The sequence below is a fragment of the Syntrophaceae bacterium genome, assembly GCA_013177825.1.
Taxonomy (GTDB): Bacteria; Desulfobacterota; Syntrophia; order Syntrophales; family PHBD01; genus PHBD01.
The window spans coordinates 56,074-68,363 of sequence record JABLXX010000010.1; the positions used below are offsets into that span (position 1 = coordinate 56,074).

The window sequence follows — 12,290 nt, forward strand, 5'->3', positions numbered from 1 at the left end:
ATGGCCATGGTGCTGGGAAGCCTGGAAGGGCGGGCGGCAGAGCGCGGACCTGCAGTGGGGAAAGCTCCGGCAACCGTGGACCTTCAAGGTACCATCAGGGTCTCCGGCGCCTGGGCTCTTTATCCGATGATGGTCAAGTGGGCCGAGGAGTTCAGAAAACTGCACCCCAAGGTCAGAATCGACGTTTCCGCCGGCGGGGCCGGCAAGGGGGCCGCGGATACACTGACAGGAATGGTGGATATCGGAATGGTCTCCCGAGAGATCAGGCAGGAGGAAACCAGGCAGGGTCTCTTCGGGGTTCCCGTTGTCAAGGATGCTGTTTTCCCAACGATCAACGGCAACAACCCGGTCCTGGCCACCCTGATGAAAAAGGGCATCAAGAAGAGCGTCTTCACGGATCTGTGGATTATGGGAAAACCCCTCACCTGGGGATCCGTTGCGGGACAAGCCGTTCCGACAAGGATTCAGGTATACACCCGGTCCGATTCCTGCGGTGCTGCCGAGACCTGGGCGAAATATCTGGGGAAAAAACAGGAAGACCTCAAGGGAGTTGCCGTTTACGGAGATCCGGGCGTTGCAGAAGCGATCCGGAGGGATCCTGCCGGGATTGGTTATAACAACCTGAATTATGCCTATGACATGCGAACGGGCAGGCCCGTTGCCGGTCTCCAGATTGCTCCCATCGATGTCAACGAGAATGGCCGGGTGGATCCCGGCGAGCGACTGATGTCGAAGCATGATGCCATCCAGGCCGTCCTTGCGGGGCGATATCCCTCGCCCCCGGCCCGCGATCTGTATCTCGTCGCCAAGGGTAACTTCAAGGGGACGTCTCTGGCTTTCGTTCGCTGGATTCTGACGGATGGTCAGCGGTACGCGGAGGAGGTTGGCTATCTGAAGGTTACGCCGGGCCAAGTCAAGGAGTCTCTGAAGAAGGTGAGATAGATGAATGTGCTGAAAAGGCGCCGCCTCCTGGATGCATTCTCCGGTGCCTCCATGCGGTTTCCTCTTCTTTTCGTCCATGTCCTGTTTCTTGCCATCGGGGTGGGGCTGTTTTTGAAGGCCTGGCCCCTTCTGGCGGAGGTTCCCATCGGGGCCATCCTGGGATCCGAGTCCTGGCATCCCCTGAGAGGCGACTTCGGGCTGTATCCTTTTATCATGGGAACTCTGGCGGTCACGGCACTGGCTATGGCCATATCAATTCCCGTCTGCCTGTTGAGCGCCGTCTATCTGTCCGAGTATGCCGGAACCCGGATCCGGGAGTCCGTCCGATTGGCGGTCGATATCCTGGCGGGCATCCCATCGGTTATTTACGGCCTCTGCGGCATCCTCGTCATTGTTCCCCTGGTGCGCGAACTGGGAGAGGCAATCGGGATCCAGACCACCGGCTACAGTCTTCTTGCCGGGGGGATCATACTGGCCATCATGGTTGCGCCGTTCATCATTGCGCTTACGGTTGAGGTCTTCCGGACCATTCCGATCGAAGCCCGGGAAAGCGCCCTCGCCCTGGGAACGACGAGATGGGAAATGGTCCATCACGTTCTGCTCCGCCATGCCCGCCGGGGGGTCATGGCGGCAGTCGTCCTGGGATTCTCCAGGGCGTTCGGCGAGACGATGGCGGTTCTCATGGTCGTGGGCAATGTTCCGCAGGTACCCGGTTCCCTGTTTGACCCCGCGTATCCTCTGCCGGCTCTCATCGCCAACAACTATGGAGAGATGATGTCCATTCCTCTCTACGACGCAGCTCTCATGCTGGCCGCCTTCATCCTTTTGCTCGTTGTGAGCGTGTTCAGCCTGGGAGCGCATTTCACCCTGCTTCGCATCGGGCGGTTCGGGGTCTGAAGGCAATGGGATCCCGGAAATTTACGGAAAACCTGTTCAAGGTCCTGATGCTGCTTTCCCTGGTTCTGATCCTTTCCACCCTGGTGGGCATCATGGCCGTCATCGTCGTGAAGGGCTGGAACGCCATGAGCCTTTCCATGCTGATCGAAACGCCGCAGGGCGGGTATTACCTGGGCCAGGGGGGGGGAGTTGCCAATGCCATCGTCGGTTCCCTGTACCTGGCTTTCGGGGCGTCGATCCTGGCAATGCTGATCAGCCTCCCCGCGGCGTTCGCTCTCCAGCGGGAATACACGAACAGGCGTTTTGCCGATGCAACCCGCTTCGTCCTGGACATCCTGTGGGGTACGCCCTCCATTGTCTACGGTGCTTTTGGCTTTACCCTCATGGTTTATCTCGGGCTGCGGGCCTCCCTGCTGGGAGGGATCATTGTGCTCACAATGCTGATGCTGCCCATTATGATCCGGTCCATGGAGGAGGTGATCCGCATGGTCCCGCCGGAACTCAAGGAGATCGCCTATGCCCTGGGAACGACGCGGCTGGAGACCACCTTTGCGGTCGTGTTTCGGCAGGCTTTGCCCGGCATGATCACAGCGGTCCTCCTGGCCTTCGGACGTGGGATCGGCGACGCCGCATCGATCCTTTTCACAGCGGGATACACGGACGAGATCCCCTCGTCTCTCCTCGATCCAGTCGCCTCCCTCCCCCTGGCCGTCTTTTTCCAGGTGGGGACACCGATCCCGGAGGTTCAGGAACGGGCCTATGCGGCGGCCCTGATTCTCCTGGCAATCGTCCTGCTGGTCAACATCGCGTCGCGCCTGCTGGGGCGGCGTTTTTCAAAGAACATTATCCGTTAGAGGCCTAAATGTCCCACATCCGTATCCGTAACCTGAGCATATCCTACGGCGGCCACCGTGTGCTCCAGGATATCTCCCTGGACATCCCGGACCGCCAAATCATTGCCATTATCGGCCCTTCCGGCTGTGGGAAAACCACCCTTCTGAAGAGTCTGAATCGCCTTCTTGACCTTTACGACAGCGTTACGGTAGAGGGGGACGTCCTTATCGACGGGCTCAACATTTATGACCGGCAGGCCGATCTCCTGGCCCTGCGCAAGAAGGTGGGATTTCTCTCCCAGCGGCCATATCCTCTGCCCATGTCGATCTACGATAACATTGCCTTCGGACCCCGGATCCATCGGGTGGGGGGAGCGCAGATCCGCAAGCGGATCGAGGAACTGGAGAGAAGCCGGGAGCTTCTGCTGGGTAACTCCATGGAAGGAGAGCGGTCCACAGCCCGCAAGAAGAGAGGGAATTCCCTGGACCGCCTGGTTGAATACTACCTCAATCTGGCGGGACTCTGGGACGAGGTGAAGGATCGCCTTCATGCACCGGCGTCCCGTCTGTCCATCGGGCAGCAGCAGCGCCTGGCATTGGCACGGGCCATCGCCGTTGATCCGGAGGTCATCCTGGCTGATGAGCCGACATCGGCGCTGGACCCGGTGTCGGCGCGGCTGGTGGAGAAGCAGTTCCAGTTCCTGAAAAAGGATTATACGATTGTTGTGGTTACTCATATCCTCCGACAGGCCAGGCGAATGGCGGACTACATCGTATTTCTCTACATGGGCGAGCTTGTAGAGCACGGGCCTGCTGCCGAGTTCTTCAACGCGCCGCGGGATGAGAGGACCCGGGCCTACATCAGTGGTGAGATCAGCTGAAATGCCTTCCTACAGTCTATCGTATTTAAAACAGCTCGAATCGGAATCCATGTACATCATGCGGGAAGTGGCGGCGGAGTTCAAGAACCCCGTCATGCTCTACTCGGTCGGAAAAGATTCGAGCGTCATGGTCAGGATCGCCCAAAAAGCCTTTCATCCTGCAAAAATCCCTTTTCCGCTCATGCATGTGGACACCGGTTTTAAATTTCCGGAGATGTACGCCTTTCGGGACGGATTCTGCCGTGACATTGATGTGACCCTGATCGTGGAGCGCAATGAAGAATGGATTGCCAAAGGGTGCCACCCCTTGAAAATGGGCGTTGACAAGTGCTGCAGCTATCTCAAGACGGGGGCACTGCTGGAAGCTCTGAACAAGCATGGTTTTGATGCCGCCATCGGCGGTGCACGCCGCGAGGAGGAAAAATCCAGGGCCAAGGAGCGTGTCTTTTCCCTGAGGGATCGTTTCGGTCAGTGGGATCCCAAGAATCAACGGCCGGAGCTCTGGGACCTCTATAATACGCGTATCAACGAAGGGGAATCGGTCCGGGTCTTCCCGCTGAGCAACTGGACTGAGCAGGATATCTGGCAATACATAAAAATCGAGAAGATCCCCATTGTCCCGATATATTTCGCCTTAGAGCGCGAGGTGATTCGACGTCAGGGGATTCTGATCCCCGTCTCATCTTGTTCCCTTGTGGAGGACAGCAATCAGCTGAAGACCGATGAAGAAAAAATAGAGACGGTTTCTTGTCGTTTCCGCAGCCTGGGTTGCATCCCCTGTACCGGGGCAATCCCTTCCAGGGCCTCCGTCATCGACGACATCATCGGAGAGGTCAGGGCGGCCAAGAAGTCGGAGCGTGAAAACAGGGTGATCGACCTGACCAGCGACTCCTCGATGGAGCAGAAGAAAAAGGAGGGATATTTCTGATGGAGTCGGCGGAAAAATCCCTTCTTCGTTTTACGACTACCGGAAGCGTCGATGATGGCAAATCGACGCTCATCGGCCGGCTTCTCTACGAAACGAAATCCATATATGTGGATCAGTACGAAGCGATAAAAAAGACCTCAAAACGCAAGGGATTGAAAGATGTGGACCTAGCCCTCCTGTTGGACGGACTGGCAGCGGAGCGCGAACAGGGAATCACTATCGACGTGGCCCACCGGTACTTCGAGACGCCACGCCGTAAATTCATCATCGCTGATACGCCTGGCCATGTTCAGTATACCCGGAACATGGTGACGGGGGCATCGACCGCCGATTGTGCCGTCATTCTCATCGATGCCCGGAACGGAGTTCTGACGCAATCCAAGCGGCATGGATTCATCGTTTCGCTCCTGCAGATCCCCCACATGATCGTGGCCGTCAACAAGATGGATCTTGTAGACTACAGCAAGGAGGTCTATGACCGAATTGTGTCGGAATATCAGGCATTTTCCGACAAACTGGACATCCATGACATTGTATTCATCCCTGTTTCCGCCCTGAAGGGTGACAATGTTGTGGAAAAGAGTGCCAATATGCCCTGGTACGAAGGCACGACGCTCCTGCATTACCTGGAGAATGTCCATGTGTCGGCAGACCGCAACCTGGTGGACTTCCGTTTCCCCATTCAGTACGTTGTCCGCCCCCATCTGGATTTTCGGGGATTTGCCGGCAAGGTCGTCTCTGGAACCATCGGCCCGGGTGAGGAGATCGTAGCTCTCCCGTCTGGCAAGACCAGCGCGGTCCGGTCCGTCGTTACCTACGACGGGGAACTGCAGGAAGCTTTCGCGCCCCAGTCGGTCGTATTGACCCTGCGGGATGAGATCGACGTGAGCAGGGGGGACATGATCGTCCGGAGGAACAACCTGCCGCAGGTGAGCTCCCGCTTCGAGGCCATTATCTGCTGGATGGACGAAAAACCCCTTTCCATGGCTGATACTTACGTCCTCAAGCATACGACCCGGACGGTGAAGGCCTTCGTCTCCAGGATCATCTACAAGATCGATGTCGACACCCTGCACCGGGGGCAGGCCTCTTCCTTCGGCCTCAACGAAATCGGACGGGTGGAGATAGCAGCGGCCTCGCCCATCTTCTTTGATCCATATAAGCTTAACCACGGGACAGGTGGCTTCATTCTCATTGATCCCCTGACCAATCAAACCGTTGGGGCCGGGTTGATCCGAGGGGTCTCCAAAACACTGGAAGAGGTCATCGAAGGGGAGAAGAAGGACGAAGTTCAGCAGAGGAGATCACCCCATGCAGTATGGAGCGGATGGAACATTCCCAGGGAGGTCAGGGAGGATCGCAACGGCCACCAGGCTGCGGTGCTCTGGCTGACGGGGTACTCCGGCTCGGGGAAATCAACCATCGCCAGGCGTCTGGAGCGTGTCCTGTTTGATGCGGGGTGCCAGTCGATGCTCCTGGACGGAGACACGGTCCGCCATGGACTCTGCGGGGATCTCGGCTTTTCGGCAAAGGACCGCACCGAGAACATTCGCCGAGCAGGCGAGGTGGCGAAGCTCTTTTTTGAAGCTGGCAAAATCGTGATCTGTACTTTCATCTCCCCATTTGCCGAAGACCGGGCATTCGTACGCTCTCTTTTCCCGTCGGGCCGCTTCTTCGAGATTTTCGTCAAGTGCGACCTTGATGTTTGTAAAAGGCGCGATCCGAACGGTCTGTACGGGAAGGCCATGGTGGGAGAGATCAAGGAGTTTACCGGGATTTCTTCCCCTTACGAGGAACCGCAGCACCCCGAGTGTGTGGTAGAGACCGATCTGCACAGCGTTGAAGATATTGTCGGTGCACTTTTGAGACAACTTGAAAAGGACGGGATCATCGAAAGGATCTATCTTAGTTAATCAATAGAGGGGAATAGAAAATGGAACAGATATACATGGCCGGTCCATGGATCACCGAGCACGAGATTCGTACGGTAGAAGACGCCATGCGCAACGGGTGGTATGAACATGCTTACGATTACTGTGAGGCCTTCGAGAGGGAATTTGCGAAATATCATGATCGAAAATACGCCCTGATGACGCCTAACTGCACATCAGCCATCCACCTGCTCCTTAGAGGCTTGGATATCCAGGACGGCGATGAGGTTATCATACCGGAATGCACCTGGATTGCCACCGCGGCGCCCGTAAGTTACCAGAGAGCAAAACCCGTGTTCTGCGACATCGATCCGGACCACTGGTGCCTGGATCCCGCGTCGGCGGAAAAGTACATCACTTCACGGACCAAGGCGCTGATTTTTGTCGATCTCTTCGGCAACATGCCCCATATTGAACGCATCGAGGAACTCTGTATGAAACGTGGCATTCACCTCATCGAGGATGCCGCGGAGGCTCTGGGAAGCACCTACCGGGGCGTGCGGGCGGGTAAATTCGGTGTGGGGTCTGTCTTCAGCTTCCATCGGACCAAGACCATCACCACCGGCGAGGGGGGAATCCTCCTGCTTGATGATGACCGGCTCTTTGAGCGGTGCAAGTTCCTCCGGGACCATGGCCGCGTGGAAGGCATTCCATATTATAACTCGGAAGTGGCCTTCAAATACATGCCCTTCAACGTACAGGCAGCCCTTGGATATGCCCAGTTCCAGCGACTCCAGGAACTGGTGGACAAGAAGCGTGAGATATACCGCCTATACAAGGAGAAACTGCAGGATATCCGGGATCTTCAATTTAATGACGAGCGAGAGGGAGTTTATAACAGTGTCTGGATCACAGGCCTTGTTTTCGGCCGCAGCCACAATATTTCCAAGCGGGAGGCCATTGCGCGCCTTGAGACGCTGGGCGTTCCATCAAGGCCTTTCTTCTATCCCCTGACATCGCTCCCGGCCTATCCAGAATATAGCGAGGATGAATTCCGGCAGCGGAATCCCGTAGCTTACGATATCGCCTCCCGGGGAATCAATCTACCCGGAGCACTGAACCTGACAGAGGAGCAGATCGATTTCGTCTGCAGCGGGATCAGGAAAATTCTCTCACCATGAGCGAACACAAAAGGAAAGGGGCGGATTCAATGGCAAAAAAGCGGAGTTTCAAGGTCCCCAGCCTAAAAGGCTTGAGGGTTCTGGTGACGGGAGGATTGGGATTCATAGGGAGCAATCTTACTCGCCGCTGCCTTGAGCTGGGAGCCCGTGTGACTGTCTTCGATTGCCTTGATCCTCGTTCCGGCGGGAATTTGTTCAACGTCCGGGATATCAAGGACGATATTGATCTCTATTTTTACGATATTCTCACATTTGAGAATGTCTGCCAACATATCATCAACAAGGATATTGTGTTCAACTGCGCAGCATCGACCTCTCATCCTTTCTCCATGCGGGAGCCATGGATCGATCTCGATGTGAACAGCCGCGGCGTGATTAATCTCCTGGAAGCCATCCGGCGTTTCAACCCGGACGTGAAATTCATTCATCTGGGCACGAGCACCCAGCTTGGCCGGCTCCATTATCAGCCTGCCGATGAAAACCATCCAGAGTTCCCCGCAGATATTTATTCAGCCAACAAGAGCGTGTCTGAGAAGTTTGTCCTTATCTATGCTACGGCCTATCAAATGAGGGCATCCGTCATCCGGCTGTCCAACGTCTTCGGACCCCGAGCCAGCATTCACAGTTCAGATTTTACATTCAACAACTATTTTGTCGGTCTTGCCCTCCAGGGCAAGGAGGTAACTGTTTTCGGAGATGGAAGTCAGAAGAGGAATGTAATCTTTGTGGACGATGCCGTATCTGCCCTCATTCTTGCCTCCCGCAGCGATGCTGTAGATGGCCAGACCTGGTTCGTCGTAGGAGACGAGCATTACAGTGTCGCGGATATTGCACGGGCGACGGTAGAACACATAGGGTCCGGCCGGGTTCGGTTCGTCGAATGGCCGAAAGGGAAGAAGGCAATAGACGTCGGCGACGCGATACTCAGTAATCAAAGGTTCAAGTCGATCATACCCTGGGCCGCCCAGGACACCCTGGGAAGCGGACTGATCAAGACGAGGGAATACTACCGGGACTGCCTGGCAGCCTACCTGAGGTAAAAATAATGCGCTTTGTCATCACGGGAGCACTCGGCCATATAGGATCCTTCCTGATCCGGGAGTTGCCCCGGGCATTCCCGGATTCGGAAATCCTCATGGTTGATAACCTGAAGACGAACCGATACTGTTCCCTTTTCAACCTTCCCCGTGAAGGGCGATATCGCTTCCTCGAGGCGGACGTCCTGAGTGCGGATCTTCCGGCTGTGTTTGCAGGGGCCGATGTGGTGATTCACCTGGCCGCCGTTACGGACGCCGCTGCGAGTTTCTCCAACCCGGAAGAAGTGGAGCGGGTCAATTACCGGGGAACCGTAATGGTGGCAAAAGCCAGCCTCGCCGCAGGCTGTTCTCTGATTCACATGTCTTCAACAAGCGTCTATGGGACGCAAGCACAGGTTGTTGACGAGGATTGCTCCCCTGAGGAGCTGCAACCACAGAGCCCTTACGCGGAAGCCAAACTCAAGGAAGAAGCGGTCCTACGGGAATTGGGGAACTCCGGCTCCCTGCGTTTCATCACCCTGCGCAATGGAACCATCTGCGGGATTTCTCCAGGGATGCGCTTTCATACAGCAGTCAACAAGTTCTGCTGGCAAGCTGTCACCGGTCGGCCTATCACGGTGTGGAGAACTGCCCTGCACCAGAAACGGCCCTACCTGTGCTTGAGCGATGCCGCGGAAGCGATTGTTTATGTCATTCGCCATAACCTCTTCGATGGGAAGATCTACAACGTCCTGACGGACAATCTGACGGTTCAGCAGATTATCCATTACATCGAGAGAGACATCCCCCACACTCGGATCGAGTATGTCGATTCGCCCATCATGAACCAGTTGTCCTACGAGGTATCCAGTGCCCGCTTCTGTGCCCTGGGCTTTGCATTTAGCGGGAAACCGGAAGAATCCATCCGCGATACGATTTCGATGCTGGCTGCGGCGGGAGGATACGGGTCAATCGAGCACGTTCGGGAGCAGAGATGATATACAAGGTTATTCACATTGGAGCGAACAAAAGTGGTTCCACGACCCTGCAGCGAAAGGTTTTTCCCTACAGCAGTAGACTGGTTTACATGGGCGAAGACGGGGAAGGATATGAAGATTATCGGGACATCGTAAACTCCCTTGTGACCGATGACGATATCTACTTCCGCTTCGAGCAGGCCCGGGCTTTGTTCGACCGTTTTCTCTCCCTGGCTGAGGGTAAGACTTTTCTCTATTCCAACGAGGACATCATGACGAGCCGCACTCCGGCTTTGTGCGCACAACGACTGTACAGGCTCATGCCTGACGCGCGGATTCTGATGGTCGTGAGGAACCAACTGACGGCAATCCCCTCCTGGTATGCGAACCATGGGGCTTATCTTCGTCATGTGCCCCGCTGCTATTTCAGACGCTATGTGTCTTTCGATAGCTGGATGGATTACTGTACAAACTTCATCCGCTACAGTCCCATCGACGGGTTCTTCTATCACCGGATTGCCAGCCTCTATGCCTCCCTGTTTGGCCGGGAGAATGTCCATGTCCTCCTTTACGAGGACTTCGTGCATCGTCGGGAGAAATTCATGAAGGATCTCTGCCGCATCCTCAGAATCGATGCAGACGACGCGCTGAGGCGTCTGGAGGGAGGAAGGGAGCGAAGACGCAATACGGACAGGGAGTTGAGATACCATCGTTTCCGCGACGGTTTTTTCCGGTGTATCCCCCTGAGCCGCTACGCCCCCTTCGGTAATGCGCTCAAGAGGGTATGGGCAGACTATTTAGAGAAGGGGCCTCCGGCGGATGGATTCATGTCGGATGCTTGGAGGAAACGGATCATCGAGCTTTACCGTGACGATAACTCAGGACTGGCAAGCGAGTATGGCCTTCCTCTGCGGGATCACGGATATCCGATGGATTGACGGCGGCCTGCCAGTTCAGTCAAACGAAAAGCGAGGTAACAAGAGAATGTCAGAGAAAAAACTATATACCCGCCAAGAGTTTGAGGAAGTGCGGCGCAACGGCGCCAGGGAAATGATGGCGGACAAGCAGTTGGTCCATGATGCACTCGACGTCAAGGTCCGGGCAGGCCGCTATTTCTGGGTTCATCAGACGACTTGGCTTGGAGAACCCATTCTGCAACTTCCCCAGGATATGTTTGCAATCCAGGAAATCGTTTTCCGAACCCGTCCTCGTTACATCATCGAACTGGGGGTGGCTTGGGGCGGTTCGCTGCTGTTCTATTCATCCTTGATGCAGATTCTCGGTGGGGATCGGATTGTCGGTGTCGATATCTTCGTTCCGGACGATCTCGTGGAACGCTTGAAATCACACGGACCGATTTCAGAAAGGATCACCCTGCTGCAGGGATCCTCCGTAGAGAAAGATACGGTCGAACGGATAAGAGAAATCGTCGGTCCGTCGAGAGACGTAATGGTAATCCTCGATTCGCATCATTCCCATGACCACGTCTTGAAGGAATTGAGACTTTACTCCCCGTTGATCGGGAAGAACCATTATCTCGTCTGTTCCGATACAGTCATCGAATACCAACCCGCAGCGGACTACCGGCCTCGCCCTTGGGGAAAAGGAAACAACCCCAAAACCGCCCTTGACGAATTCCTCAATGAAAACGACCGGTTCATAATGGATCGGGAGGTCGACGACAAGCTTCTCTTCACTTGTATCCCGGGTGGGTACTTGAAATGCTGTAGGGATTGAGTGCGGCATGTCTTCTGTGAAGCCGCTTTTTTCGATTGGTGTCACGGCCTATAATCGGAATGATTTGCTGCGTGAGAGTCTTCATTCTCTTCTGATGCAGGAATTTGCTGACTTTGAAGTCATTGTAGGGAATGATTACCCTCCGTCACCGATTTCCAGCGAGATTTTGGGAATCGAAGATTCCCGGATCCGTCTGGTCAATTATCCGGAAAACATCGGTCCTATCAACAACGCAAACACCTTGCTGGCCATGGCCAAGGGAAGCTATTTCACATGGCTGGCCGATGATGACATTCTCCTTCCGAATTATCTTAAGGCAGTCTATGATGGATTGGGTACGAGTAACAATATATCCTGTGTCTTCACATCGTACTGTCAGGGGGAACATCTTCCAGAAAACCTTGAATCCAAGATAGACAGGGTCGAACTGTTTGAGGGTTCCGACTTCTTGAATCGATACCTCCTGCGCGATTTTCGGGTTATTGGTAATTATGGTGTATTTGAAACAGAATGCCTGCGAGGCATTGGAGGCATGGTACATCTGGGTAACGGCTATTTTTCACCGTATTCGGACAATCTATTGGCGATTCAAGCGGGGCTTCTGAGTCACATTATGTTTATCCATGCAGATCTTGTCTTTTTCAGGACCCACGAATCGTCCTCATCTTATGGGAATGCCAACATCGAAATATACAGGACTGCTCAGAGGGATCTCCTTTCCAAGAGCATTGATATTCTAAAGAATACCGGGGGAAATGGCGTTTTTCAGGTAAACCTCTTTCGGCTTCTCCAATGGTGTATTCTGGACTTTGAAAGCGTTGTCCGTAGGTCAGAAGCGATCGGCGTTCGTCAGGCTGGGGCTTATCTGTCTTTTGTCAATCAATATCTGCCATATCTAAAAGGCTCCCCTTATTATGGGCAGACTCTCAGAATGGTATTGCGAATTATCATGAAATACGTAAGGGACTTTGTCCTCAGACCGAAACGGACGGGTGCGTGATCGTTCGTTTCGTTCGAATGCTCAAGG

General features: G+C 54.8%; 12 protein-coding genes. All 12 read left to right on the plus strand.

The genetic code is table 11. The annotated features are described in order from the left end of the window. The 12 genes from HPY65_16920 to HPY65_16975 are packed head-to-tail and all read left to right on the plus strand — an operon-like array spanning position 1 to position 12,263. Positions 1-942: a phosphate ABC transporter substrate-binding protein gene (locus HPY65_16920; protein ID NPU86162.1), complete on the plus strand. Its 942-nt coding sequence runs from the start codon at positions 1-3 to the stop codon at positions 940-942. A 51-nt stretch (positions 943-993) separates the two neighbouring features. After that, positions 994-1,839 (plus strand): phosphate ABC transporter permease subunit PstC, encoded by an 846-nt coding sequence (gene pstC, locus HPY65_16925; GenBank protein NPU86163.1) that lies wholly within the window; start codon positions 994-996, stop codon positions 1,837-1,839. Positions 1,840-1,844: 5 nt separating this feature from the next. After that, positions 1,845-2,693 carry a phosphate ABC transporter permease PstA gene (gene pstA / locus HPY65_16930; GenBank protein ID NPU86164.1) on the plus strand — a complete coding sequence of 283 codons (849 nt, stop codon included), beginning with the start codon at positions 1,845-1,847 and terminating at the stop codon, positions 2,691-2,693. Positions 2,694-2,701: 8 nt separating this feature from the next. Continuing rightward, positions 2,702-3,553, plus strand: coding sequence for a phosphate ABC transporter ATP-binding protein (locus HPY65_16935; protein NPU86165.1), 852 nt, complete (start codon positions 2,702-2,704; stop codon positions 3,551-3,553). Next, positions 3,513-4,481, plus strand: a complete 969-nt coding sequence (cysD, locus tag HPY65_16940; protein NPU86166.1) for a sulfate adenylyltransferase subunit CysD — start codon at positions 3,513-3,515, stop codon at positions 4,479-4,481. The genes HPY65_16935 and cysD overlap by 41 nt, the downstream gene beginning before the upstream one ends. Next, the gene (gene cysN, locus HPY65_16945) at positions 4,481-6,394 is read left to right on the plus strand and encodes a sulfate adenylyltransferase subunit CysN (GenBank protein ID NPU86167.1); all 1,914 of its coding nucleotides are present in this window, start codon (positions 4,481-4,483) and stop codon (positions 6,392-6,394) included. Before cysD ends, cysN begins: the two co-directional genes overlap by 1 nt. Before the next feature lie 20 nt (positions 6,395-6,414). Further along, the gene (locus HPY65_16950) at positions 6,415-7,533 is read left to right on the plus strand and encodes a DegT/DnrJ/EryC1/StrS family aminotransferase (GenBank protein NPU86168.1); all 1,119 of its coding nucleotides are present in this window, start codon (positions 6,415-6,417) and stop codon (positions 7,531-7,533) included. Positions 7,534-7,562: 29 nt separating this feature from the next. Next, positions 7,563-8,573, plus strand: coding sequence for an NAD-dependent epimerase/dehydratase family protein (locus HPY65_16955; protein NPU86169.1), 1,011 nt, complete (start codon positions 7,563-7,565; stop codon positions 8,571-8,573). 5 nt (positions 8,574-8,578) lie between these two features. Beyond that, positions 8,579-9,547, plus strand: a complete 969-nt coding sequence (locus HPY65_16960; GenBank protein ID NPU86170.1) for an SDR family oxidoreductase — start codon at positions 8,579-8,581, stop codon at positions 9,545-9,547. Beyond that, on the plus strand, positions 9,544-10,464 hold the full coding sequence (locus HPY65_16965) for a hypothetical protein (protein NPU86171.1): 921 nt from the start codon (positions 9,544-9,546) through the stop codon (positions 10,462-10,464). The genes HPY65_16960 and HPY65_16965 overlap by 4 nt, the downstream gene beginning before the upstream one ends. 46 nt (positions 10,465-10,510) lie before the next feature. Then, complete coding sequence (locus tag HPY65_16970) at positions 10,511-11,263, plus strand: cephalosporin hydroxylase (protein ID NPU86172.1); 753 nt, start codon at positions 10,511-10,513, stop codon at positions 11,261-11,263. A 7-nt stretch (positions 11,264-11,270) separates the two neighbouring features. Next, the gene (locus HPY65_16975) at positions 11,271-12,263 is read left to right on the plus strand and encodes a glycosyltransferase (GenBank protein NPU86173.1); all 993 of its coding nucleotides are present in this window, start codon (positions 11,271-11,273) and stop codon (positions 12,261-12,263) included. Positions 12,264-12,290 lie beyond the last annotated feature (27 nt).